The organism is Streptomyces sp. CNT360 (assembly GCF_000424785.1).
Window position 1 is genome coordinate 183,964 of sequence record NZ_KE384246.1, and the last position, 24,292, is coordinate 208,255.

At 72.7% G+C, this 24,292-nt stretch carries 20 protein-coding genes; 7 read left to right on the top strand and 13 right to left on the bottom strand.

The genetic code is table 11. The features are described 5' to 3' along the window. Positions 1-72: 72 nt before the first annotated feature. From H297_RS0131540 to H297_RS0131560, 5 genes are all read right to left on the bottom strand, one after another. Entirely contained in the window at positions 73-957 is an 885-nt protein-coding gene (locus H297_RS0131540) for an endo alpha-1,4 polygalactosaminidase (protein WP_027740293.1), read from the bottom strand. Positions 958-1,175: 218 nt separating this feature from the next. Then, complete coding sequence (locus H297_RS0131545) at positions 1,176-1,991, bottom strand: DeoR/GlpR family DNA-binding transcription regulator (protein WP_027740294.1); 816 nt, start codon at positions 1,989-1,991, stop codon at positions 1,176-1,178. Further along, on the bottom strand, positions 1,978-2,850 hold the full coding sequence (locus H297_RS0131550) for a class II fructose-bisphosphate aldolase (RefSeq protein ID WP_027740295.1): 873 nt from the start codon (positions 2,848-2,850) through the stop codon (positions 1,978-1,980). Before H297_RS0131550 ends, H297_RS0131545 begins: the two co-directional genes overlap by 14 nt. A gap of 406 nt (positions 2,851-3,256) precedes the next feature. Next, a complete protein-coding gene (locus H297_RS0131555) occupies positions 3,257-4,153 on the bottom strand; it encodes an SIS domain-containing protein (protein ID WP_027740296.1) in 897 nt (298 codons plus the stop codon). Between the two features lie 264 nt (positions 4,154-4,417). Next, on the bottom strand, positions 4,418-4,918 hold the full coding sequence (locus H297_RS0131560) for a DUF1203 domain-containing protein (protein ID WP_027740297.1): 501 nt from the start codon (positions 4,916-4,918) through the stop codon (positions 4,418-4,420). 140 nt (positions 4,919-5,058) lie between these two features. Here H297_RS0131560 and H297_RS39595 point away from each other — a divergent pair, with 140 nt between their 5' ends. From H297_RS39595 to H297_RS0131580, 4 genes are all read left to right on the top strand, one after another. Continuing rightward, positions 5,059-6,270 (top strand): CaiB/BaiF CoA transferase family protein, encoded by a 1,212-nt coding sequence (locus H297_RS39595; protein WP_051352342.1) that lies wholly within the window; start codon positions 5,059-5,061, stop codon positions 6,268-6,270. Beyond that, complete coding sequence (locus H297_RS0131570; RefSeq protein ID WP_027740298.1) at positions 6,267-7,409, top strand: acyl-CoA dehydrogenase family protein; 1,143 nt, start codon at positions 6,267-6,269, stop codon at positions 7,407-7,409. Before H297_RS39595 ends, H297_RS0131570 begins: the two co-directional genes overlap by 4 nt. A 69-nt stretch (positions 7,410-7,478) precedes the next feature. Continuing rightward, positions 7,479-8,693, top strand: a complete 1,215-nt coding sequence (locus H297_RS0131575) for an acetyl-CoA C-acetyltransferase (protein ID WP_027740299.1) — start codon at positions 7,479-7,481, stop codon at positions 8,691-8,693. A gap of 62 nt (positions 8,694-8,755) precedes the next feature. Further along, positions 8,756-10,996, top strand: coding sequence for a 3-hydroxyacyl-CoA dehydrogenase NAD-binding domain-containing protein (locus H297_RS0131580; RefSeq protein WP_037795810.1), 2,241 nt, complete (start codon positions 8,756-8,758; stop codon positions 10,994-10,996). A gap of 26 nt (positions 10,997-11,022) precedes the next feature. On the opposite strand, the gene H297_RS0131585 is transcribed toward H297_RS0131580, so the two are convergent. Further along, positions 11,023-11,802, bottom strand: coding sequence for a helix-turn-helix domain-containing protein (locus tag H297_RS0131585; protein WP_037795811.1), 780 nt, complete (start codon positions 11,800-11,802; stop codon positions 11,023-11,025). Between the two features lie 123 nt (positions 11,803-11,925). Between H297_RS0131585 and H297_RS0131590 the strand changes: the two genes are divergently transcribed. Continuing rightward, the gene (locus H297_RS0131590) at positions 11,926-13,761 is read left to right on the top strand and encodes an AMP-dependent synthetase/ligase (protein ID WP_027740302.1); all 1,836 of its coding nucleotides are present in this window, start codon (positions 11,926-11,928) and stop codon (positions 13,759-13,761) included. A gap of 128 nt (positions 13,762-13,889) precedes the next feature. Beyond that, entirely contained in the window at positions 13,890-15,368 is a 1,479-nt protein-coding gene (locus tag H297_RS0131595; RefSeq protein WP_027740303.1) for an amino acid permease, read from the top strand. 111 nt (positions 15,369-15,479) lie between these two features. On the opposite strand, the gene H297_RS0131600 is transcribed toward H297_RS0131595, so the two are convergent. Genes H297_RS0131600 through H297_RS0131625 form a run of 6 tightly spaced genes read right to left on the bottom strand, consistent with a single transcriptional unit; the run spans position 15,480 to position 21,323 of the window. Next, the gene (locus H297_RS0131600; RefSeq protein WP_078514913.1) at positions 15,480-16,763 is read right to left on the bottom strand and encodes a cytochrome P450; all 1,284 of its coding nucleotides are present in this window, start codon (positions 16,761-16,763) and stop codon (positions 15,480-15,482) included. Then, a complete protein-coding gene (locus H297_RS0131605) occupies positions 16,760-18,052 on the bottom strand; it encodes a cytochrome P450 (RefSeq protein WP_027740305.1) in 1,293 nt (430 codons plus the stop codon). Before H297_RS0131605 ends, H297_RS0131600 begins: the two co-directional genes overlap by 4 nt. Then, complete coding sequence (locus H297_RS0131610; protein ID WP_027740306.1) at positions 18,049-18,684, bottom strand: ATP/GTP-binding protein; 636 nt, start codon at positions 18,682-18,684, stop codon at positions 18,049-18,051. The genes H297_RS0131605 and H297_RS0131610 overlap by 4 nt, the downstream gene beginning before the upstream one ends. After that, positions 18,665-19,027, bottom strand: coding sequence for a DUF742 domain-containing protein (locus H297_RS0131615; protein WP_027740307.1), 363 nt, complete (start codon positions 19,025-19,027; stop codon positions 18,665-18,667). The genes H297_RS0131610 and H297_RS0131615 overlap by 20 nt, the downstream gene beginning before the upstream one ends. Next, complete coding sequence (locus H297_RS0131620) at positions 19,024-19,452, bottom strand: roadblock/LC7 domain-containing protein (protein ID WP_027740308.1); 429 nt, start codon at positions 19,450-19,452, stop codon at positions 19,024-19,026. The genes H297_RS0131615 and H297_RS0131620 overlap by 4 nt, the downstream gene beginning before the upstream one ends. After that, positions 19,449-21,323, bottom strand: coding sequence for an ATP-binding protein (locus tag H297_RS0131625; RefSeq protein ID WP_027740309.1), 1,875 nt, complete (start codon positions 21,321-21,323; stop codon positions 19,449-19,451). The genes H297_RS0131620 and H297_RS0131625 overlap by 4 nt, the downstream gene beginning before the upstream one ends. A 286-nt stretch (positions 21,324-21,609) precedes the next feature. Between H297_RS0131625 and H297_RS0131630 the strand changes: the two genes are divergently transcribed. Further along, entirely contained in the window at positions 21,610-22,413 is an 804-nt protein-coding gene (locus tag H297_RS0131630; RefSeq protein WP_027740310.1) for an oxygenase MpaB family protein, read from the top strand. 346 nt (positions 22,414-22,759) lie between these two features. Here the strand turns inward: H297_RS0131630 and H297_RS0131635 are convergent, their stop codons facing one another. After that, positions 22,760-24,250 (bottom strand): M1 family metallopeptidase, encoded by a 1,491-nt coding sequence (locus H297_RS0131635; protein WP_027740311.1) that lies wholly within the window; start codon positions 24,248-24,250, stop codon positions 22,760-22,762. Positions 24,251-24,292: the final 42 nt, after the last annotated feature.

Here is a 24,292-nt window from a genome sequence, read left to right on the forward strand (position 1 = left end):
CGCAGCAGCCGGCCGCGGGGCCGCCCCCTCACCGTGCCGAGACCGTGCCGACCTGTCGGGTCACGACCGCCGTCAGCACCGCTTCGACACGTGACCCTCCTCGCCCCGGGGCAGGACGTCCAGATCGCGGCGGACCACGGAGAGCCGCTTCCCCCACCGGTGGCAGGCGGCCGCGAATCCCTTGCCGGTGTACTCGACGTCCAGCACCCGGTCGTGGTAGGTCGTCGCGTACTGCCCGCACTCGTCGTACTGGCCGCACTCCTCGGTCACCGCGAAGTCGAAGCCCGTTGTGCGGTGGCGGGACAGCAGTTCCGCCGCGTTCTTCTGGCCCGCGGCCAGTCCTGCCCGGTGCGCGCGCCGGGTCAGCAGCGCGGCGAACTCCGCGTTGTCCTTGTGGTCGAGCCGGCCGCCCGAGCGTTCGTAGGAGTCGAGGTTGTCCAGCTCGACCGCTTGATAGCCCGCCTCGGCGCAGCCGTCGATCCAGCGGCCGACGATCCGGGCCAGCGCTTCGCGGTGCGACGCCGTCGCGGTGTCGAACAGCGCCTCGTTCCACTCGCGGTCCCGCACCGGCTGCCCGTCCTTGCCGCGCAGCAACAGCTCGGGGTGGCGCCGCTCCCAGTCGTCGAGCGCACCGGGCTGGGCCTGGAACGCGTTGACGTAACAGACGTTGTAGAGGCCGGCTGCCGGCTTGGCACCGCGGTCCCGGGAGACGACGCGGACGCCGGAGGGCGGCGCGTACCCGCCGCCGATCTGGTAGTCGAACCCGGCATGCAGGGGAGGCGGCTGCACCCGCCCGGCCGACCGGCCTTGGCGGTCACCGGGGCTGTGGTCCGTGGCGGGAACGCCGCCCCGCCCGTCGCCGCACCCGGTGGCGGCCGTGACCGCGAGCAGAGCGGCGGCCACGGCGAGCACCGCCCGCCTGCGCTCGAACGGTGCGGGGGCGGCAGGGCGATGCATGTGAGGGGCTCCTGGCAGGGAAGGGGCCGCCGGGACGGCGCCGGTCGAAACGGTGGGACCTGAGGACCTGGACGGGGGAGTGGTACTCGCCGGACGGGACGGGCCCGTCGCACGGGCGGGCCCGCCCGATGGAGCGGGCCCGCCGGGCGGGGCGGAGAGGGCGACGGGGGCTCAAGGGGCGCCGCGGCGCCGAGGCGACCGGGTGGCCGTGGGCGGGGCTAGGAGCCGCCGTCCTCGTCCGGGTCCGGTTCTGCGAGCACCGTCGGCAGACCCTGCTCCTCGAAGGCCCGGCGCGTCTCGTCCGAGAGGCCGCTGTCGGTGAGGAAGGTGTCGAAGATCTCGGGTCCGCCGATGCGGGCGAAGCACTTGACGCCCGCCTTCGAGGAGTCCGTCACCACCACGGCCCGCCCGGCGTGCTGGGCCATCAGCCGGTTGATCCGCCCCTCCGCCTCGTCGTGCACGGTGGCACCCGTGTGCGGGTCCATGCCGTTGGCCCCGATGAAGGCGATGTCCACGGTGATCTCACCGAGCATCAACTCGCTGTAGGGCCCCGTCAGCTCGAACGTCCGCGAATGGGCCACCCCGCCCGTCAGCACCGTCTTCACCTGCGGTCTGACGGCCAGTTCGTAGGCGATGTTCAGCGCGTTGGTGACGATCGTCAGGTGCGGCTGCGGCCCCGGCTCGGCCAGATCGGGCCGGGTCACCAGCGCGCGGGCGATCTCCGTGGTCGTCGTACCGCCGCTGAGCCCCACCACGCTGCCGCGCTCCACCATCGCGGCAGCCGCACGGGCCAGCGACTGCTTGGCTCCCACATGGTGTCCGCGTTTGTAGCGGATCGGCAGGTCGTACGTCACCGCGCTGAGCACTGCGCCGCCCCGGGTGCGGGTGAGCAGCTGCTGTTCGGCGAGCGCGTCCATGTCGCGGCGCATCGTGGCCGCGGAGACCTCCAGCTCGGTGGCCGCCTCCTCGACCTCCATACTGCCGCGCTCGCCGAGCAGTTCGAGCAGAGCGTTCATCCGCTCATGGCGCTTCACCTGACGTCTTCTCCTTCTCCCGCCCCTCGCCCCCCACCACGTTCAGCAGGCGCGCCGCCTCGCTGCGGACCGCTTCCCGCGCCGGGGCAATGTACTTGCGCGAGTCGATGAGCGCGGGATCGGCCTCCAGTACCTTACGCACGCCCTGGGTGAAGACGGACACGAGATGCGTCGATATGTTGATCTTGGTCATGCCCGCTGCCACGGCCGCCCGCAGTTCGGCGTCGGGAACCCCCGAGGAGCCGTGCAGCACCAGGGGGACCGCCAGCTTCTCCCGCAGCCCGGCGACGAGTTCCAGGTCCAGCTTCGCGGTGCGCTCCCGCATGGCGTGCGAGGAGCCGACGGCGACCGCCAGCGCGTCCACGCCCGTCGCCGCCACGAAGGCCAGCGCCTCGTCGGGGTCGGTCCGCACACCGGGCGCGTGCACCCCGTCCTTGCCGCCCACCTCACCCAGCTCCGCCTCGACGAAGACGTCGCGGTCGTGGCACCAGGAGGTGAGCCGCGCGGTCGTCTCGACGTTCTGCGCGTACGGCAGCGTGGAGGCGTCGACCATCACGGAACCGACGCCCGCCGCGACGCCCTGCCGTACCAGTTCGGCGTCGGTCACGTGGTCCAGGTGCACCGCGACGTTCGTCCGTGCGGCTTCCGCCAGCGCGAGCGTGGCGCGGGTGATCGGCAGCAGGCTGCCGTGGTAGCGGACGCAGTTCTCGCTGATCTGGAGGATCAGCGGGATGCCGGTGTCGTCGGCCGCGGCGACCAGCGCCTCGGCGGTCTCCAGGTGGATGACGTTGAAGGCGGCGGCGCCGGTGCCCGCCGCGCGGGCTTCGTTGACGACGACACCCGTGGAAACGAGGGGCATCAGGGGCTCCTTGGGTGGGAGACGGGCGGTTCGCGGCGAACCGCCGCGCGTGGGCCGGGCCGAGACCGCGAGCGGCGGACGACGGGCCCCGGACGGCTCGTCCTCGGATGCGGGGGTGAGCGGCGTATCGCGGACGGCGGTCGGGGTGGGCGGGTCGGCGGACGACGGGGTGGCTGCGGCGGGTCCCGGACGACAGCTCCGGCCGGCGGCGGTGGTCCTGGACGATGGCCCGGGACGCCGGGACGCCGGGACGCCGGGACGCCGGGACGCCGGGACGGCGGGAAAGGGGGCCCGGTGCGGCGGGCCCGGAGCGGTGGAGTCGGGGGCGGGTGCGGCGGATGGTGGTCGCCCGTGCTCGGCGTTCGGGCCCCGGGCCGCCCGCCCCGTGTGAAGCCGCCGGGCCGGCTCAGCCCTCCAGCATCACCGAACGCGTCAGGCTCCGCGGGCTGTCCGGGTCGAGCCCCCGGGCCCGTGCCCGCTCCAGCGCGACGCGGTGCACCAGCACCAGGTCGGCCAGCGGGTCACGGGTGCCGTGGCAGACGAACCGGGCGCCGGTCGCCGCGACGTCGCTCTCCAGCCCCTCCGGTGCCTGCCCGAAGAGCCAGGTGACCCGGCCGGGAGCGGCGATGGCTATCGGCCCGTGCCGGTACTCCATGGCGGGGTAGGACTCGGTCCAGCTCTGGGATGCCTCCCGCATCTTCAGCGCCGCCTCGTTGGCGAGCCCGTAGGTCCAGCCGCTGCCCAGGAAGCTGAACTGCTCGGCGTCCACCCACTCCTGCTCCACGGGGCACGTCAGTGCCTCCTGGGCGTCGCTCACCGCGCCCGCCAGGTCCTCACCCAGGTGTGCGCGCAGCAGGGCGAGGGTGGAGGTGGCGAACCGGGTCTGCACCACGGACTTCTCGTCGGCGAAGGGGAGTGCGACCGTCTCGTCGGACAGTTCGGTGGCCGGCGTCCCGGGGTCGCCGAGCACGGTGACGGTCGGGATCCGGCCGTTGACCGCCTCCAGGACGCGCAGCACCTCGGTGGTGGTGCCGGAGCGGGTGATGGCGACCAGTGCGTCGTATCCCCTGGGGTCGCCGAGGAAGGCCTCGGAGGCCGCGAAGGCGTCCGTGACGCCCTGCCCGGAGCCCTCCCGCAGGGCCGCGAAGGCCTGCGCCATGAACCACGAGGTGCCGCAGCCGACAACGGCCACGCGCGCTCCCGCGGCGGGCAGCGGAGAGCCTGCGGAGCCGATCCTCGCCGCAGCCCGCCACGTGTCCGGCTGGCTGCGCAGCTCCTGCTCCATGTGTGACGTCTCGCCCATGCGAGCAACCCCTCCTGGGAACGGGCCCACTGCCGGGCCGATGCGTAAAGCTGCGTGAAACATCTGACTTTCATGCAATTTTACGCATCGGCGCTCGCGCTGTCCATCCCACCGGCGGGTGAACTCCCGACGGGGCCGCCTCCGCGTGGTCCGCGCTCCGCACCGGCCCCACCGCCTCGCCTCGGCGCACCGGCCCCACTGCGCAGACCCCGCCGTGCAGGCCCTCCCCGGTTTCCGCGCAGCGGTCCCGGGGAGATGATCGCCTCAACGGCGCCGTGTCTCCACGAGGAAGCACCCGAACTCGACCGCCCGCACGTGCACCACGGCCACCCTCGGGTCCGCGCGCACCGAGGCCAGGCTCTCCCCCACGGTGCCCGCTGCCGTCCGGCCCGGTTCCACGAGCAGGCCGCCCAGGATGCGGCCCTTTGCCGCGTAGGTGCGCAGCACCCTGCGTGCGCCCGGCATCGGGTCGGGGCAGCCGCCGGGGGCGCCCGCGCGGCCGCCGCGGTCGGGCGGGTGGACGAAGACCGGGCCCGCCTCGTCGTACGGGCCCGGGCCCGCGCCGGTCTCCTCGGCCCAGCGGCGCAGCGGGGCGTACGACACCAGAGCGAGGGTCTCGCCCGGCCTGCTCCGCTCCAGGCGGCAGCGCAGCGATGTGCCGCCGTCGGTGTCGGTCGTCAGGCGGGGTGCGGCTCTCGCGTCGTCACGCGCCCGCAGCCGGGTCAGCGTCTCGGGCGCGAGGGCCCGGATCTCGTCACCAGTCATGCGACGAGCCTGCGCCGGCGCGCCGGCGCTTCGGCCGGGGCCATTCCGACGTGGCGTTCCGGGGGCTTGTGGAATGCGGGAGGGGTCCATAGCATCCCCGGTGTTACATCATTAGTGTCACAGTGCTGGGGGCTTGCTCGATGGCAGCAGCTCGGGAACAGGTGCCAGGCCCGCTGGCCGGGGTGCGCGTCGTGGAGCTCGCCGGGATCGGTCCCGGTCCGTTCGCGGCCATGACCCTCGCCGACCTGGGCGCCGACGTCGTCCGCGTGGACCGCCCCGGCGGCGGTTCGCTCGCCATCCCGGCCGAGTACGACGTCACCAACCGCAACAAGCGCTCCGTCCTGCTGGATCTCAAGCAGCAGCGCGGCGTCGCCACGGCGCTGGAACTCGTCGAGCGCGCCGACGTCCTCGTCGAGGGCTTCCGGCCCGGGGTGGCCGAGCGGCTCGGGGTGGGACCTGACGTCTGCCTCGCCCGCAACCCGCGCCTGGTGTACGGCAGGATGACCGGCTGGGGGCAGGACGGCCCCCTCGCCCGGCGCTCCGGCCACGACATCGGCTACATCGCCGTCACCGGTGCCCTCGGCATGACGGGACCCGCCCAGGGTCCTCCCGTCGCCCCCGCCAACCTGCTGGGCGACTACGCGGGCGGATCGCTCTACCTCGTCCTCGGCGTGCTGGCCGCGCTCCACCACGCCCGCGGGCCGCAGGGCGCGGGTCAGGTGGTGGACGCCGCCATCGTGGACGGCACGAGCCACCTCACCGCGATGATCCAGGGGATGCTCGCGGCGGGCGGCTGGCAGGACCGCCGGGAGGCCAACCTGCTGGACGGCGGCTGCCCCTTCTACGGCACCTACGCCACCTCCGACGGCGGCTTCATGGCGGTGGGCGCTCTGGAGCCGCGGTTCTACGCGGAGTTCGTCCGGCTGCTCGGCGTCGAGCAGGAGGCCCCGCCCCGCGACGACCTCGGCGCGTGGGGGCGGCTGCGGGAGGTGATCGCCGCCCGTTTCGCCTCCCGTACGCGCGCGGAGTGGACGGAGGTCTTCGAGGACACCGACGCCTGTGTGGCGCCGGTGCTCTCCCTCACCGAGGCGCCCGCCCATCCGCATCTGGCGGCCCGCGGCACCTACGTCGAGCACGGCGGCATCACCCAGCCCGCCCCGGCCCCCCGGTTCTCGGCGACGCCCACCCGGATCGCCTCGGGCCCCGCCCTGCCGGGCACCCACACCGACGAGGTCGCCAGGGAATGGGGGGTTCCCTCCCTCGCCGAGCCCGCAGGCGAACCGGCCGACGGCCCGGCCGCCGCGCACGACACCCGCACCGGACCGTCCGAAGGAGAGGGCCCCACCTCATGAAGCGACAGATCCTCACCGCGGACCACGAGGCGTTCCGGGAGACCGTACGTACCTTCCTCACCAGGGAGGTCGAGCCGCACTACGCGCAGTGGGAGCGCGACGGTGTCGTCTCCCGCGAGGCGTGGCGGGCCGCCGGCCGGCAGGGGCTGCTGGGGCTCGCCGTGCCCGAGGAGTACGGCGGCGGGGGAGAAGCCGACTTCCGCTACGCCGCCGTCCTCGCCGAGGAGTTCACCCGTGCGGGCGCGCCCGGGCTGGCCATCGGGCTGCACAACGACATCGTCGGCCCGTATCTCACCTCGCTGGCGACCGACGAGCAGAAGCGGCGCTGGCTGCCGGGCTTCTGCTCCGGCGAGACCGTCACCGCCATCGCCATGACGGAACCGGGCGCGGGCTCCGACCTGCAGGGCATCCGCACCACCGCCGAGGACAAGGGCGACCACTGGCTGCTGAACGGGTCGAAGACGTTCATCTCCAACGGCATCCTGGCCGATCTCGTGATCGTCGTGGCCGCGACGACGCCCGAGGGCGGGGCGCACGGGCTGAGCCTGCTCGTGGTGGAGCGCGGCATGGACGGCTTCACCCGCGGCCGCAACCTCGACAAGATCGGCCAGAAGGCGCAGGACACCGCGGAGCTGTTCTTCACCGACGTCCGGGTTCCGAAGGAGAACCTGCTCGGCGAACTCGACGGGGCGTTCGTCCACCTGATGACCAACCTCGCGCAGGAGCGCATGGCCATCGCCGCGGCCGGAATCGCCGCGGCCGAACACCTGCTGGAGATCACCACCGCGTACGTGAAGGAGCGCACCGCCTTCGGCCGCCCGCTGGCCAAGCTCCAGCACATCCGGTTCGAGATCGCCGAGCTGGCCACCGAGTGCGCCGTCACCCGCGCCTTCCTGGACCGCTGCATCGAGGACCACGCCAAGGGCGAACTGGACGCGGTGCACGCCTCCATGGCCAAGTGGTGGGCCACCGAACTGCAAAAGCGCGCCGCCGACCGCTGTCTGCAACTGCACGGCGGGTACGGCTACATGAACGAGTACCCGGTGGCCAGGGCGTTCACCGACGGCCGCATCCAGACGATCTACGGCGGCACCACCGAGATCATGAAGGAGATCATCGGCAGGTCGCTGCTCTCCTGAGCCGCCCCCGGCGCCGGCTCACCGGCCACCGTGCCGCCGTCCTAGGCACCCACACGAAAGGCACCCCTCGTGAGCACAGAAGCGTACGTGTACGAGGCCCTCCGCACCCCGCGCGGGCGCGGCAAGGCCAACGGAGCGCTGCACGGCACCAAGCCCGTCGACCTGGTCGTGGGCCTCATCGACGAGCTGCGGCGCCGCATGCCGGATCTCCAGCCGCAGGCCATCGACGACATCGTGCTCGGCGTCGTCGGCCCTGTCGGCGACCAGGGCTCGGACATCGCCAAGATCGCCGCGCTCGCCGCCGGGCTGCCCGACACGGTCGCCGGCGTCCAGGAGAACCGCTTCTGCGCCTCCGGCCTGGAAGCGGTCAACATGGCAGCCGCCAAGGTCCGTTCCGGCTGGGAGGACCTGGTGCTGGCGGGCGGTGTGGAGTCCATGTCCCGGGTGCCGATGGCCAGCGACGGCGGCGCCTGGTTCAACGACCCGATGACCAACTGGGACACCGGCTTCGTGCCCCAGGGCATCGGCGCCGACCTCATCGCCACCGTCGAGGGCTTCAGCCGCCGCGACGTGGACGAGTACGCGGCCCGGTCCCAGGAACTGGCCGCCCACGCCTGGAAGGACGGCCGCTTCGAGCGCTCCGTCGTGCCTGTACGCGACCGCAACGGGCTGACCGTCCTCGACCACGACGAGCACATCCGCCCCGGCACCACCGCCGACACCCTCGCCGGGCTCAAGCCCTCGTTCGCGGCCATCGGCGACATGGGCGGTTTCGACGCGGTGGCGCTGCAGAAGTACCACTGGGTCGAGCAGATCGACCATGTGCACCACGCGGGCAACTCCTCGGGCATCGTGGACGGTTCGGCGCTGGTTGCGATCGGCAACGAGGAGGTCGGCAAGCGGTACGGGCTGCGCCCGCGCGCCCGTATCGTCTCGGCGGCCGTCTCCGGAGCCGACCCGACGATCATGCTGACCGGTCCCGCTCCGGCCTGCCGCAAGGCCCTCGCCAAGGCCGGGCTCACCGCCGACGACATCGCCGTCGCGGAGATGAACGAGGCGTTCGCTGCCGTCGTCCTGCGGTTCCAACGGGACCTGGGCATCCCGCTGGAGAAGATCAACGTGAACGGCGGCGCCATCGCGATGGGGCACCCGCTGGGCGCCACCGGGGCGATGCTGCTCGGCACGTGCGTGGACGAGCTGGAGCGGACCGACCAGCGGTACGGGCTGGTCACGCTGTGCGTGGGGGGCGGCATGGGGGTCGCCACCGTGGTCGAGCGGCTGTGACCGCCGCGTCCCGCGCCTTCCGCACCACAGACCAGCTCTCACCCGGAACCGGAGACCAAGCCATGCCCCGCTCGACTCGAACCACCGACTCCACCGACTCCGCTGCCTCCACCGCCGCCTCGACCATCCGCTGGGACCAGGACAGCGACGGCGTCGTCACGCTGACCTTCGACGACCCCGACCAGTCCGCCAACACCATGAACGAGGCCTTCCAGAGGTCGCTGACCGCGGTCGCCGACCGGCTGGAGGCCGAGCGCGAGAGCGTGCGCGGCGTCATCATGACCTCCGCGAAGAAGACGTTCTTCGCGGGCGGCGACCTGCGCCTGCTCATCCGGGCGCGTCCCGAGAACGCGCAGGAGGTCTACGACAACGGCATGCGCATCAAGCGCGATCTGCGCCGCATCGAGACCCTCGGCATCCCCGTGGTCGCCGCCGTCAACGGCGCGGCGCTCGGCGGCGGACTGGAGATCGCGCTCGCCTGCCACCACCGGGTCGCGCTCGACGCGCCGGGCTCGAAGATCGGCTGCCCCGAGGCCACGCTGGGTCTGCTCCCGGCGGGCGGCGGCGTCACCCGTACGGTACGGCTGCTCGGTGTCACCGACGCGCTGTTGAACGTGCTGCTCCAGGGGCAGCAGTACCGCCCCGCGCGTGCCAAGGAGGTCGGTCTCGTCCACGAGGTCGTGCAGACCCGTGAGGAGATGCTGGCCGCCGCGCGGACCTTCATCGAGGCCAACCCGGAAGCGCAGCAGCCCTGGGACGCCAAGGGGTACCGGATCCCCGGCGGGACACCCGCCCACCCGAAGTTCGCCGAAAACCTGCCCGCATTCCCCGCCAACCTGAAGAAGCAGACAGGCGGCGCCCCTTACCCGGCGCAGCGCAACATCATGGCAGCGGCCGTCGAGGGCTCCCAGGTGGACTTCGAGACCGCCCAGGTGATCGAGGCCCGGTACTTCGTGGAACTGGCCTGCGGGCAGATCTCCACCAACATGATCCAGGCGTTCTTCTTCGACCTGCAGGCCGTCAACGCCGGCCGCAGCCGCCCGGACGGCATCGCGGAGCGGAAGGTCACCAAGGTCGCCGTCCTCGGGGCCGGGATGATGGGCGCCGGCATCGCCTACTCCTGCGCCCGGGCGGGCATCGAGGTCGTCCTCAAGGACGTCTCGCAGGAGGCGGCCGACAAGGGCAAGGGCTACTCGGCGCGGCTGCTGGACAAGGCGCTCAAGCGGGGCAGGACCACCGAGGCCGAGCGGGACGCGCTGCTGGGCCGCATCACGCCCACCGCCGATCCGCAGGACGTGGCGGGCTGCGACGCGGTGATCGAGGCGGTGTTCGAGGACCCCGCCCTCAAGCACAAGGTCTTCCAGGAGATCCAGGATCTCGTCGCCCCCGACGCCCTGCTGTGCTCCAACACCTCCACGCTGCCCATCACCGGCCTGGCCGAGGGCGTCTCGCGGCAGCAGGACTTCATCGGGCTGCACTTCTTCTCGCCCGTCGACAAGATGCCGCTCGTCGAGATCATCAAGGGCCGCGCGACCGGCGACGAGGCGCTGGCGCGCGCCTTCGACCTCGTACGGCAGATCCGCAAGACGCCGATCGTCGTCAACGACTCGCGCGGCTTCTTCACCTCACGTGTCATCGGGCACTTCATCAACGAGGGCGTCGCCCTGCTGGCCGAGGGCGTCGATCCGGCCACCGTGGAGCAGGCCGCCGCCCAGGCCGGCTACCCGGCCAAGGTGCTCTCCTTGATGGACGAGCTCACCCTGACCCTGCCGCGCAGGATCCGTGACGAGACGCGGCAGGCCCTGCGCGCCGAGGGCAGGGACCTGCCCGCGCACCCCGCGGACGCGGTACTGGACCGCATGGTCGACGAGTTCGGCCGCACCGGCCGCAGCGGTGGCGCCGGGTTCTACGACTACGACGAGAACGGCAGGCGCACCGGCCTGTGGCCCGGGCTGCGCGAGCACTTCGGCACGGACAGCCGGAGCGCCGCGGACGGCCCCGGCGAGGGCATCCCCTTCGCGGACATGCAGGAGCGGATGCTCTTCTCCGAGGCGCTGGACACCGTCCGGCTGTTCGAGGAGGGCGTGCTCACCACGGTGGCCGACGCCAACATCGGCTCCCTCATGGGCATCGGCTTCCCGGCCTGGACCGGCGGCGTCATCCAGTACATCAACGGCTACGCGGGCGGGCTGCCCGGATTCGTCGCCCGCGCACGCGAGTTGGGCGAACGGTACGGGGAGCGGTTCGCCGTGCCCGCGCTGCTGGCGCAGAAGGCCGCGCAGGGCGAGACGTTCACCGACTGACCCGGCGGCGGACGGCGGGCCCCGCGTCACTCCGGCGCGGGGCCCGCATCCGGGCGCGGCGCGCTCTCCTGCGGGAAGACCTGCCGCAGCTCCTCCTTCATCGAGCGCTGGAACGCGGTCACCAGCGCCTGGACCACCATCGGCTGCATGTGCGCGGACAGCGACTTCATCCGCTCCAGCCTCTCCGGGTCCGACTCCTGGCCCCGGTAGGGGTCCCACACCTCCTGCTTGAACAGCCGGCTCAGCTCCCGCGCCGCCGAGCGGGAGTGCTCCAGCACCACCTCGCGCGCGGCCAGCAGCGCCTCCTGCGAGACCGGCACCTGGAGCAGCCGCACGCCGAGCTGGACGAGCGTCGGATCGACGCGGAAGACGTCCGGGTCGGCCGTACCGGCGATCACGCTCATCGCCTCCAGCCGCTTGAGGTCGTCGTCGGTCAGCTCCCGGCCGACGCGCCCCTCCAGCTGGGCCCGGGTCGTCTCGTCCACCGTGTCGGGCATCCAGGAGGCGACGACCGCCCGGTGGATGGCCAGGTCGTGCGCGCTGATGTCGTCCGGGAGCCGTTGCAGGTAGCGCTCGATGGCGGCCAGCGTCATGCCCTGGTTCTGGAGTTCTTCTATGAGCGCCAGCCGGGAGAGGTGCTCGGGCCCGTAGTGGCCGACGCGGCGCGGGCCGATCGTGGGCGGCGGCAGCAGGCCACGGGTGCTGTAGAAACGGATGGTGCGCACCGTGACGCCCGCCCGGGCCGCGAGCTGGTCGACGGTGAGCTGGTCGGCGGAAGCCTCCGTGGTTCCTTCCTGGCGCCCCATCTGCCGTGCCCCTCTCACCGCCGTGCCGCCGGCGGGCCGTCCGAACCGATCACGTTCAACAGTATTGCTGTCGCACCACTCCTGTGAAACCTTCGGAAACCTCTTTCGGCTCCCGGAGGCGCCATGACCACGCTGCTGCGACTCCCCGTTGAGAACCCCGCCGACCTCACGCTCTGCGACCTCCTGCTGCGTGACGAGGAGGACCACGGCGAGCTCGCGGCGCTGTCCTGGTACCCGGCCGGTGTCGCGGACGGCGAGCCCACCACGCTGACCTGGTCCCGAGCCCGCCACCGGATCGCCGAGGTCGCCGCCGGACTGACCGCGCTGGGTGTCGCGCCCGGCGAGCACGTGCTGCTCATGATGGGCAACCGCCCCGAGCACTGGCTGACCGATCTCGCCCTCGTCCACCTGGGGGCCGTTCCGGTCTCCGTGTACCGGACGGCGGCACCCGAGCAGATCGCCCACATCGTGCGGCACTCCCGGGCGCGCCTGGCCGTGGTCGGCGGAGCGGACGACCGTGCTCGGTGGGAGCCGCTGCTCACCCGCCCGGGCGGCCTGGAGCGGCTCGTGGTCGCCGACGACGCCGCGGCCGGCCCGCACGTCGGCTGGAGCACCCTGGCGCGCCCGTACGAGACGGCCGTCTTCGAGCGGGCCTGCCGCCGGGTGCGGCCCGGCGACCCGGCGACCGTCGTCTACACCTCGGGCACCACGGGCGACCCCAAGGGCGTGGTCATCAGCCACCGCAACGTGGTCCTCAACGCGCTCGCCCTCGACCGGGTCGCCGAGGTGCCCGACCACGCCGACCACCTGTGCTACCTGCCCTTCGCGCACATCGCCGAGCGGATGCTGGGCATCTACCTGCCCCTCTCCCGCGCCGGCCACGTCCACCTGTGCGACGACCCGGCACAGATCGTCCCGCTGGCCCGCAGGCTGCGCCCGGCGGAGTTCTTCGGCGTGCCGCGCATCTGGGAGAAGCTCGCGGCCTTCGTGCGTACGGCCGTGGAGGCGCTGCCCCAGGAGCGGCGGGCAGCCGTCGAGGACGCGGGCGAGGTGGCCCGCGCCCACGTCCGCTGCCGCGAGCGCGGCCAGACGCCTCCGCCGTCCCTTGCGGCGGCGTACGCGCGCGCCAGGAGCGAGGTGATCGAGCCGCTGCTGGCGCAGGCCGGCTTCGAGCGGCTGGTGTGGACGGCCAGTGCCTCTGCGCCCATGCCGCCCGACGTGCTCGACTTCTGGGCCGGCCTCGGTGTCGCGATCATGGACGCCTGGGGGCTGACCGAGACGACCGGAGCCCTCACCCTCAACGGTCCCGACGCCTTCCGGCTCGGCTCGGTCGGCCGCCCGCTGGAGGGCACCGAGATCCGTACGGCGCCGGACGGCGAGATCGAGGTCCGCGGCACCACCGTCTTCGAGGGCTATCTGCGCTCCGACGGCACCGTCGAGCCCGGCACCGACACGGACGGCTGGTTCGCCACCGGAGATCTCGGCCGCATCGACGACGAGGGTTTCCTGTGGCTGACCGACCGCAAGAAGGAGATGATCGTCACCTCCACGGGGAAGAACGTGTCTCCGGCGCTGGTGGAGAACGCCCTCAAGGAGCACCCGCTGATCGGCCAGGCCCTGGTGCACGGGGACGGCCGCTCCTATCTGGTCGCGCTGCTGGTCCTGGACGGCGAGGCGGCCCCCGCGTGGGCGGCCCGCCGCGGGATCGACGCCACCCCGGGGGAGCTGCCGGACCACCCGGCCGTGCGGGGCGAGGTCGACCGGGCCGTCGCCGCCGCCAACGCGCGGCTCAGCAGCACCGAGCAGGTCAAGAGGTACCGCCTGCTGGCCGGGGAGTGGAGCGTGGAGACGGGCGAGCTGACGCCCTCGCTCAAGCTGCGCCGCCGTGTGATCACCGAGGCCCACCGGCGGGAGATCGACGCGCTGTACGGCGACCCGCCAAGTGAAGATCAGGTGTGAGATGTTCCCCCCTGTGACCTGCGTCACCGCATAGTTGGCCAGTGCAGGGAAAGGTGACGCCTTGGTCCGCAGCCGCGAGCGCGGCAGTCGGCCCGGCAACGCCCGTACCTAAGTGAGTTGGACCAATCGTGAGCAACGACGTCGTCCAGGACGCCATCCCGCCGCAACCCGGCGGAGGCGACCGGGCCGGATCAGCTGCCCCGCAGGGGGCGACGGACGCCGGGGACACCGGCTACAGCAAGGACCTCAAGGCACGTCACATCAACATGATCGCCATCGGCGGGGCGATCGGTACCGGACTCTTCCTCGGCGCGGGCGGCCGGCTGGCCTCCGCCGGACCGGCCCTCGCGCTGGCCTACGCCGTCTGCGGCCTCTTCGCCTTCTTCGTCGTCAAGGCGCTGGGCGAGATGGTGCTGCACCGCCCCTCCTCGGGCTCCTTCGTCTCCTACTCGCGCGAGTTCCTGGGCGAGAAGGGCGCCTACGTGGCCGGCTGGATGTACTTCCTCAACTGGTCGACCACCGGCATCGCGGACATCACCGCGATCGCCCTCTACACGCACTACTGGAGCTTCTTCACCGACATCCCCCAGTGGGTGCTCGCCCTCGTCGCGCTCGGCGTGGTGCTGGTCGTCAACATGATCTCCGTCAAGATCTTCGGCGAGCTGGAGTTCTGGTTCGCCGTGGTCAAGGTGGCGGCCCTGGTGATCTTCATGGTCATCGGCATCGTCCTGCTCGCCACCCAGCACCCCATCGACGGCTCCACCCCCGGCCTCGCCCAGATCACCGACCACGGCGGCGTCTTCCCCAACGGCCTGATGCCCGTCGTCATCGTCATGCAGGGCGTGGTGTTCGCCTACTCCTGTGTCGAGCTGGTCGGTGTGACGGCGGGCGAGACCGCCGAGCCGCACAAGGTGGTGCCCAAGGCCGTCAACGCCATCATGTGGCGCGTCGGCTTCTTCTACGTCGGCTCGGTGCTGCTGCTCGCGCTGCTGCTGCCCTGGGACCAGTTCGCCGACGGTGAGAGCCCGTTCGTGACAGTCCTGTCCAAACTCGGCGTCCCCGGTGCCGGCGACGTGATGAACCTCGTGGTGCTCACTGCCGCCATGTCCAGCCTCAACTCCGGGCTGTACTCCACGGGGCGCATCCTGCGGTCCATGGCCATGTCCGGCTCCGCGCCGAAGTTCACCGCACGGATGAACCGCAGCCAGGTGCCCTACGGCGGCATCCTGCTGACCGCCGCCGTCTGCGTCGTCGGCGTCGGGCTCAACTACGTGGTGCCGGGCAAGGCGTTCGAGATCGTGCTGAACATCGCGGCGCTCGGCATCATCAGCACCTGGTGCACCATCATGCTGTGCCACTGGGTGTTCGTGCGGCGCGCCAAGGCGGGGCTCATCGAGCGGCCGTCCTTCCGGCTGCCCTTCTCGCCGGTCACCGAGTGGGTGACCATCGCCTTCCTGGTCGGCGTCGTGGTGCTGATGTGGAACGACCCCGATGTCGGGCGCAGGACCGTGATGCTCGTTCCGCTGATCGCCGCCGCACTGGTCGCCGGCTGGTTCGGGGTACGGGGACGGGTACGGGCCGCCGCGGACCGGCAGGAGCTCCCGTAGCGGCCCGACCGGCTCCCGTGCCCGGACACCCGCCGCACGGCACGGGCGAACCCCCGCCCCTCCCGCCCGAACGGGCGGCAGGGGCGGGGGTTCGCCCGTTCCCGGGGAGGCTCAGCGCAGGCGCACCGGGAGTGCGTAGAGCTCGTTCTGGGTGACGGCCGGCTTGTTGCGCAGCTCAGCCGGATCGACGGCGAGGGAGAGCGCGGGGAACCGCTCGAAGAGGGCGGGCAGCGCCACCAAGGCCTCCAGCCGGGACAGCGGCGCCCCGGGGCAGACGTGCGGCCCGTGCCCGAAGGACAGGTGCCGTGTCGGCGTGCGCGTGACGTCGAAGCGCTCCGCGTCGGGCCCGTGCTGCCGCTCGTCCCGCCCGATGGCGCCGTAGGCGATGATCACCGCGTCGCCCTGTTCGAGGACCGTACCGCCGACCTCCAGGTCCTCGGTGGCGAACCGGATCAGCACGTGCGTGGTCGGCGCGTCCCAGCGCAGCGTCTCCTCGATGGCCGCCTCCCAGCTCACCTCGCCGGAGCGCACGAGGGCGAGCTGCTCCGGGTGGGTCAGCAGAGCCCGCACGGCGCTCACGATGAGGCTGATGGTGGTCTCGTGTCCCGCGGTGATCAGCACCTGCACGGTGGCGACGATCTCCTCGTCGCTGAGCGAGTCCCCCTCCTCGGCGGCGGCCAGCAGCGCGCTGGTCAGGTCGTCGCCGGGGGCCCCGCGCTTGTCGGCCACGATCCCGCCGAACAGCGCGCCGAGTTCGGCGATGATGGCCTGCACCTCCTCGCCGGGCGTGACGCTGCTGAAGAAGCCGTCGAAGAGGGTGCGCAGCCGGGGGATCTGCGTGGTGTCGACCCCCACCAGCTCCCCGATGACGGCCATCGGCAGCGGGTAGGCGAAGGCGGACTTCAGGTCCACGCGGCCCTCGGCGTCGGCCGCCGCCGCCAGCTCGTCCAGCAGCCCCCGGGTGATCTCCTCGATGCGGGGCCGCATGGCCGCCACCCGGCGCGGGGTGAGCGCCTGCGCGGTCAGCGTGCGCAGCCGGCGGTGCTCGGGCCCGTCGAAGGTCAGCATGCTGGGACCCGGATCGGCCAGCCCGATCAGCGGCCAGCTCCTCGGAATCTCCCCGCGCTGCCACGCCGCCCAGTGGTCGATGTTCTTCACCAGCCTGCTGTCGGTCAACAGCCGCCGCGCCTCGGCGTGGTGGGTGACCGCCCACACCCGTACCCCGCCGGGCAGCTCCACCGGAGCAAGGGGACCCGCGGCACGCAACCGGGCGCCCTCGCCCGCCAGATCGCGGACGAGCGGATCGAGCACGACCAGCCCGGCGGTGCCCTCGGGAGCGGGACCGGTGGCGGGTGCGCCGGTGCCGGTGACGGGGCACGAGAGGGGCTCGGTCATCGGGAGCCTCCTGCGGCGCTCGTGGGCGTGGGGGTGAAGCGGACCGGCAGCGAGGCGAGACCACGCAGGAACGGCGAGGGCCGCCACACCAGTGCCTGCGGGCTGACCGCCAGATCGACGTCGGGCAGCCGGTCCAGCAGTACCTCGATGCCGGTGCGGGCGATGCCTTCGGCGATGTCCTGCGCGGGATAGGGGCAGCGGTGCTCGCCGTGCCCGAAGGAGAAGAAGGCGTTGTTGCCGCCGGTGAAGACCGTACGGTCGGGCCGCACCTGCGGGTCGCCGTTGGCGGCGGCGAAGCTGAGCATGAGCAGGTCGCCCGCGGCGATGTGGCGCCCGGCGAGCTGGGTGTCACGGGTGGTCCAGCGGCCGGCGATGTTCTGGGTGGGCGTGTCCTCCCACAGCACCTCGTTCATGGCTTCGGCGACGCTGTGCCGGCCACCGGTCAGGGAGGCCGCGAACCGGTCGTCGGTCAGCATCAGGCGCAGCGAGTTGCCGATCCAGTCGGCGGTCGGCTGATGCCCCGCGACGATGTTGACCATCATGTCCTCGACGATCTCCTCGAAGGAGAAGCCGTCGGCGTAGTCGTGGTGCAGCATCCGGGAGGCCACCCCCGCCGCGGGGACGGCGCGCCGGGAGGCCAGCAGGGTTTCCATGGCGCCCTTGACCCGGTCGCGTCCCGCCAGGGCGCCGGCGCCGCCGTCCACCAGATCGTTGATGCTGGGCACCAGGGCGGCGCCCTCGTCGTCGGTGAACCCGTACAGTCGGGCGAGCACCAGTGCGGGCAGCACCTTGGCGTACTCGGCGATCAGGTCGGCCGAACCGCGTCCGCACAGTTCGTCGATCAGCCGGTCGGCGAACCGCTCGGCGTGGTCCCGCAGTTCGAACGGGTCGACGGCGGCCAGCGCGTCGCTGACCAGCGCGGAGCGGCGCTGATGCCGCTCGCCCACGGTGTAGAGGATCGACGGCTGCTTGCCGACCATGGGCAGCAGCGGCCAGTCCGCGGGGATGTTCGGCCACTGGTTCCACAGGCCGGAGTCGCGGCTGTAGAGCGCCGGGTCGGAGGTGATCTGGTGCAGCTCCCGGTAGCCGAGCACCAGCCAGCACGGCACGTCACCGGGCAGTACGACCGGGGCCAGCGGGCCGTGCTGCTCGTACATGTCGCGGTAGATCCGCGCACGGTCGTCGTTCTGGAACCGCGGGCCCAGCAGGGGAACCGGCTCGGTGCCCTGGTGCGCGGGGCAGCCGGGCGGCGGCGGGGCGGCGGGGCTGTGGTGCGGAGCGGGTGTCACTGGGCGGTCTCCCGGCGCGCTGTGGACAGGGCGTACAGGTGCTGCACGAGGGCGAGGAGGACGTCCTTGCTGGAGGTGCGGGAGCGCGCGTCGCACGTCAGCAGCGGTACCTCGGCGGGCAGGTCGAGAGCCTCGCGCACCTGCTCGGCGGTGTGCCGGGGGCCGCCGAAGTCGTTGCTGGCGACGATGAACGGCGTGCCGTGCGCCTCCAGCCGGTCGATGGCGTACCAGGAGTCCTCCAGGCGGCGGGTGTCCACCAGGACGACGGCGCCGAGGCTGCCGGAGAAGAGCCGGTCCCACAGGAACCAGAACCGCTCCTGGCCGGGCGCGCCGAACAGATACAGCACCGTCCGGTCGTCGAGGCTGATCCGGCCGAAGTCGAAGGCGATCGTGGTGGTCGTCTTGTCGTGCACACCGGTCAGGTCGTCGACGCCCTCCCCGGCCCGGGTCATCGTCTCCTCGGTGTTCAGCGGACGGATGTCGCTGACCGCCCGGACCATGGTGGTCTTGCCGACCCCGAAGCCGCCGACGATCACGATCTTCAGCCCCTGCGCCGCGGTGCTGAGCAGCGGGGGGCGGTCCTCGGTGTGCGCGGTCGCCACCGGGTTCGCTTCAGATGTTGCGGAGTCCAACGAGCACCTGCTTCAGGATGTCGGGATCGGGCAGTGCGTCAGCGGTCTGCGCCCGGCGCGGATGGCGAGCGGTGATCTTTCCCTGGGCGAGCAGGTCACCCAGCAGGATGCGGACCACGCTCACCGGCAGGCCCAGATCGGCGGCCAGTTCCACGACGGCGGTGGGGAAGCGGCAGATGCGGAGGATGGCGGCGTGTTCCGACTGCATGCCGCGCACGGGGGCGCTCTCACTGACCACCAGGGTCACCAGGTCGAAGGTGTCGGCCCCGGCCGCCGAGCGGCTGCGCCCGCCGGTCACGGTGTACAGCCGGTCCGGGTCCTCGTCCCGGCCCGGTCGCGTCATGCCGGTCCGCCCCCGCGCCCGTCACCCGCGGTCTGGTGGCGCGGCGGGGCGCTCAGGTGCTCGCTGAGCTGTTCGATCAACTCGTTCATGTTGTGGCCCACCAGGCCGACGTCGGAGTTCTCGTCCGCGACGACGGCCAGATGGGCACCGTCACCCGCCTCCACGACGAACAGGATGCCGCCGTAGAACTCCGCCATCGCCTGCCGTACGCCCCCGTTGCCGTCGCCGAACTCCACGGAGGCGCCGTGCGACAGGCTCTGGATACCGGCCGAGATGGCCGCGAGCTGGTCCGCCTGGTCGACGGAGAGCTCCGGCGTGCGGCACAGCTTGAGGCCGTCCCGGGACAGCACGAGGGCGTGCCGGGCCCCGGGGGTGCGCTCCAGCAGACTCTCCAGCAGCCAGTCGAGCTTGCTGTCAGTGATCATTCGGTGTCGTCCTCCGAGTGGGAAGAGGAGCGGGCGGGGGAGGGGGAGGAGGCCGTGGGACGGCCGCCTTCCGCGTCGGATCGGGGAGTGCTCTGCCGGGGCGCGTCCGTCTCGGCCGGGGACGTCCCCTGCACGGCACGGCGGAAGTCGCTGAACCGTGCGCCGGAGGGGCGCTCGGGGCGTGCGGCGGCCGGAGTCCGGCCGTCCTGCCCGCCCGGGCCCTCGGCGCCGGACGGGCGGTCGGAGGAACCGGGGCGGGACGCGGTGGCCCGGGCGACCGCCGCCAGCGTCTGGCCCCGGCGCCGCTTGGGCAGGCCGCTGGCGCCGTACTCCTGCGGCGGAGGCGGAGCGGTCGCCGACTCGCCGGTGCGCGGGCCCGCGTGCGCGCCGGACCCGCCGTCGTCACGCGCGCCGCTGCGGAGGCCGGCGTTCTCGCCGGTGCGCGCGTCCGGGTGCTCGCCGGTCTGTACGCCTTCGTGCTCGATCGTTCGTGCGTGGGTGTACGCGCCGGTGTCCGCGCTCCGGTGCTCGTCCGTGTGCGCGCTCGCAGACTCGGCGGGGTGGCTGCCCGCGCCCGTGTCGTGGCCGAGGACGGGCCCGCGCGTGCGCGGGGAGGGCTCCGGCTGCCGGGCGTGGGCCTCCTGCGGGCTGCCGTACCCGGCGGCCGGGGCACCGCTCCCGTGCGCGGCTCCGGCGACCGGAGCCGGCCGGGCCGCAGGGGCAGGAGCTGCCGCCGGGGCGGGGGTGTCCGCGCGGCGGGGCTCGGTCACCAGTTCCCGCGGGATGCGGACGAGTACGCCGGTCCCGCCGTGCGCGGAGGGCCGGAAGGAGACGGACAGGTTGTGCTTGCGGGCCAGCCGCCCCACGACGGCCAGCCCGAGCCGGGTACCGGAGAGCGTGGACAGGTCGCCGTGCTGCGCGGAGACGGCCTGTTCGGCACGGCGCAGTGCGACCTCGCCCATCACCAGGCCGCCGTCCTCGACGGTGACGACGATGCCGGCGGCCACCTCCTCGACGTACACGTGGACTTCGGAGGTGGGCGGGGAGAAGTTCGCCGCGTTGTCCATCAGTTCGGCCAGCGCGTGCATCACGCCCTCGGCCGCGTGGCCGGCGACGGCCGCCTCGCTCGTCGAGTGCAGCCGCACCCGCTGGTAGCCGCTGATCCGGCCCATCGCGCCGCGCAGGATCGACTCCATCACGATGGGCTTGGCCCATCGGCGGCCCGAACGGGCGCCGGTGAGCACGGCGATGGAGTCGGCGATCCGGCCGGCCTGCGCCGTCCTGTGGTCCAGGTGCAGAAGGTCGGCCAGCACGTCCTCGTTCGCGTGCCGGTGCTCCATCTCGCGCAGGTCGGCGGCCATGGAGGTGGCCAGCGCCTGGACACGTCCGGCCGCGTTGGCGCACGCGGACATCGCGGCGGCGCGCATGTTCTCGCCCTTGTGCACCTCCCGCGCGAGGGTGACCAGCACCCGGCGCTGCGTCTCGGAGGCCACCGCGGGCGCCTCGGCCAGCGCGGTCTCGGCGGAGCCGCCGCCGCGCAGCGTGTCCACCACGGCGGGCACCACCGCGTCGGCGAAGGAGGCGTCGGCACGGTCGCGTTCGGCCAGCCGCGCGTCCCGGGCCGCCAGGCCCGCGCGCAACTGCCGCCCCGTCAGTACCGCGCGGGTGGCCACGGTGACCGCCGCGCACAGGACGACACCGGCCGCGCCGCCGCCCCAGGCGACGGTGCTCCGCACGGACTCGTCGGAGGCGAACACGACGCTCACCAGCACGAGCGCGACGAGCACCACGCAGAGCAGCAGGGCGAGTGCCGTTCCGCCGGCGGTCCCGGCTCCCTTGGCCGGCGGCGGGGGTGTCTCGGGGGAGGTCATCAATCAGGTCCTAGGGGACGGAACCGGGCAGGGGCGAGAGCTGATGCCGCAGCCCTCCGATCAACGTCGCACCAATATAAGTCAGTTAGTGATCACGAAACGACGGTGGGGTGTTCCGGTTCGGAAGAGCGCGCGGCGCGGTCCGTGCGGACGCTCCGTCGCGAGTTTTCCGAGGACCTGGCCGGGATCGGGCGGGCCGCCGCGTGCGGAGGCATCATGGAGAAGTGTGAAGGTACGTGCGAGAAAACCAGCCCGGACCGAGCCGGAGCCCCCGCCCCCGGACGGCATGCTGTGGGACGTGGCCGGAGACATCCGCGTCCTGCTCACCCTGCCCGGTGCGCTGACCATGCAGGTCGCCCACCCCGCCGTCGGCGCCGGCGTCGACCAGCACTCCGTCTTCCGCACGGACCCCTGGGGCCGAGGCGTGCGCTCCGTGAACAGCGTGCTGCTGTGGGTGTACGGGGGCGAGGAAGGGATCGACGAGGGGCGCAGGCTCCGCGAACTGCACAAGACGATCCAGGGCGTCGATGCCCACGGGAGGCGTTACCACGCGCTCACGCCCGACTACTACGCGTGGGTGCACGCGACCGGCTTCCCCTCCTTCCGGCACGGACAGCGCTACCTCGGCCGCCGCCCCTGGACGGATGCCGAGGAGCGGCAGTTGTACGCCGAGTGGCTCCAGGTCGGCCGCGTCCTGGGCATCGACGACCGGGACATGCCCCAGACGCTGGAGGAGTTCTGGCCCTACTGGCACCGGATGCTCGCCGAGGAGATCGAACCGACCGCGGTCGTGCGTGAACTGGTCGAACCTGACACCGGGCTCCCCCCGCCGCCCCTCGGGCCCGCACCGGTCCGGGCCGCCCTGCGGGTCGGGTGGCCGCTGGCGGCGCCCCTCTTCGCCCGGCTGCGGCGGTTCGCGACCATCGGGCTGATGCCCCCCGACGCCCGGCGCGCGCTGGATCTGCCCTGGACGCCGCGCCAGGAGAAGCGGCTGCGGCGTCTGGGCCGTGTCGTCGCCCACGTGGTGCCGCTGCTTCCCGAACGACTGCGGTACCTGCCGTACGCCCGCCGGGCACGCCAGGCGCGGTGACGGTCACCACTCCCGGCGGGGCGTCGGTGTGACCAGGGGGCGCCTGCAGCGGGCGGAGTCCGGGTCCCTGTCAATAAACTGTTGACGCCCGCCGCGGTGGTGGCCCTGGACACCTCGCCGGTCGCTCCCGCGGCGGAAACGGCCCGCCCCGCGACGTGGGAGCCGGCGCCGGCAGTCCGGAACCCGGGGCGCCGCCCTCGCCCGCGACACCCGCCCCGCCGCCCCGTGCACCTCGCGGGACTCACCGGCTGAGTCGGCTGCCGGGGCCGCCACGCCCGCGGCGGAGCTGCCCGGCGCTGGGGCTGCCGTCCAGTCGTTCAACCGGACGGCGGCCCCAAAAGTGGCGTCAGTGCGCCGGGTGTTGCACCGAGTGAATCTTTTTCCACGAGGCGGGACGCTTCGGCGTGCTCTTCGCGGCGGATCCCTTCCCGGCGGAGTCCGGGCCCGCCTTCGGCTTGGCGGGCTGGTGGAGCCAGGTGTCGAAGAGGTCGGCCAGCGGTTCGCCCGACACCTTCTCCGCGTAGGCGACGAAGTCGCCCACGTTCGCGTTGCCGCCCTTGTGGTCCTGCGGCCAGCCCTTCAGGATCGCGAAGAAGTCCTTGTCCCCGATCTTCTTGCGGAGCGCCTGGAGGGCCATCGCGCCCCGGTCGTAGACCGCCGCGTCGAACTGGTTGTCCGGCCCCGGGTCGCCCGGCGCGACCTTCCAGAAGTCGTCGTCGGCCGGGTGCGAGGCGTACGCGTAGTCGGCCAGTTCCTGCGCCGTGCCCTCGCCCTGGTCCTCGGACCACAGCCACTGCGAGTAGGCGGCGAAGCCCTCGTGCAGCCAGATGTCCTTCCACCCCTTGAGGGAGACGCTGTCCCCGTACCACTGGTGGGCCAGCTCGTGGACGACGACGGAGGTGTTGGAGCCGTTGGAGAAGTCGTCGGGGCTGTAGAACGGGCGGGTCTGGGTCTCCAGCGCGTAGGTGGTGTCCGTGTGGGGCACGTAGCCGCCCACCGCGTCGAAGGGGTACGCGCCGAAGTAGCCCTCCAGCCAGTCGACGATCTCGCCGGACCGCTCGACGCTGGAGCGCGCCGCGCCGTCGACCTCGCCCAGGTCCTTGCTGTAGGCGTTGACGACGGGCAGCCCGGAGTCGGTCTCGCCGGTGGTGATGTCGAACTTGCCGAGTGCCAGGGTCGCCAGGTAGGTGGCCTGCGGCTGCCGGGACCGCCAGTTCCAGCGTGTCCAGCCCGCCTCGGAACGCTTCGACTGGAGGGTGCCGTTGCTGATGGCCTGGGTGCCGTCGGGCACGGAGACGCTGACGTCGTAGCTCGCCTTGTCGGTGGGGTGGTCGTTGCTGGGGAACCACCACCAGGCGGACTCGGGCTCGTTGGCTGCGACGCCGCCGTCCTCGGTGCGCAGCCACGAGGTGAAGCCGTTCACCTTCACGGTGGAGGGGACGCCGGAGTAGCGCACCACGACGGTGGCCTTCTCGCCCTTGGCCAGCGGTGCGGCCGGGGTGATCTCCAGCTCGTGCGCGCCGGAGGTGGCGAAGTGCGCCTTCTTGCCGTTCACCCGTACCTCGCTGACGTCCAGCGAGAAGTCCAGGTTGAAGCGGGACAGGTCCTGCTCGGCGGTGGCCAGCAGGGTGGCGGTGCCGTTCAGTTCATCGGTCTTCGGCTGGTAGCTGAGCCGAAGGTCGTAGTGGGAGACGTCGTATCCGCCGTTCCCGTAGTCCGGGTAGTAGGGGTCTCCCGCACCCGGCGCTCCCGGGGACGGTTCGGCCGCCGAGGCCGGGACCGCCAGCAGCAGCGAGGCCGCCACCATCGCACCCGGGACGATCAGTCTGTGACGCACGAGTCCTCCAGCTCTTCCGTCAACGCCGCCGCAGTGCACCCC

Excerpts from the sequence above, each read along its gene's own strand:
- H297_RS0131580 (WP_037795810.1), top strand. The coding sequence starts at position 8,756 with ATGCCCCGCTCGACTCGAACCACCGACTCCACCGACTCCGCTGCCTCC.
- H297_RS0131570 (WP_027740298.1), top strand. The coding sequence starts at position 6,267 with ATGAAGCGACAGATCCTCACCGCGGACCACGAGGCGTTCCGGGAGACC.
- H297_RS0131630 (WP_027740310.1), top strand. The coding sequence starts at position 21,610 with ATGCTGTGGGACGTGGCCGGAGACATCCGCGTCCTGCTCACCCTGCCC.
- H297_RS0131625 (WP_027740309.1), bottom strand. The coding sequence starts at position 21,323 with ATGACCTCCCCCGAGACACCCCCGCCGCCGGCCAAGGGAGCCGGGACC.
- H297_RS0131585 (WP_037795811.1), bottom strand. The coding sequence starts at position 11,802 with ATGGGGCGCCAGGAAGGAACCACGGAGGCTTCCGCCGACCAGCTCACC.
- H297_RS0131540 (WP_027740293.1), bottom strand. The coding sequence starts at position 957 with ATGCATCGCCCTGCCGCCCCCGCACCGTTCGAGCGCAGGCGGGCGGTG.
- H297_RS0131620 (WP_027740308.1), bottom strand. The coding sequence starts at position 19,452 with ATGATCACTGACAGCAAGCTCGACTGGCTGCTGGAGAGTCTGCTGGAG.
- H297_RS0131600 (WP_078514913.1), bottom strand. The coding sequence starts at position 16,763 with ATGACCGAGCCCCTCTCGTGCCCCGTCACCGGCACCGGCGCACCCGCC.
- H297_RS0131615 (WP_027740307.1), bottom strand. The coding sequence starts at position 19,027 with ATGACGCGACCGGGCCGGGACGAGGACCCGGACCGGCTGTACACCGTG.
- H297_RS0131590 (WP_027740302.1), top strand. The coding sequence starts at position 11,926 with ATGACCACGCTGCTGCGACTCCCCGTTGAGAACCCCGCCGACCTCACG.
- H297_RS0131550 (WP_027740295.1), bottom strand. The coding sequence starts at position 2,850 with ATGCCCCTCGTTTCCACGGGTGTCGTCGTCAACGAAGCCCGCGCGGCG.
- H297_RS39595 (WP_051352342.1), top strand. The coding sequence starts at position 5,059 with ATGGCAGCAGCTCGGGAACAGGTGCCAGGCCCGCTGGCCGGGGTGCGC.
- H297_RS0131555 (WP_027740296.1), bottom strand. The coding sequence starts at position 4,153 with ATGGGCGAGACGTCACACATGGAGCAGGAGCTGCGCAGCCAGCCGGAC.
- H297_RS0131560 (WP_027740297.1), bottom strand. The coding sequence starts at position 4,918 with ATGACTGGTGACGAGATCCGGGCCCTCGCGCCCGAGACGCTGACCCGG.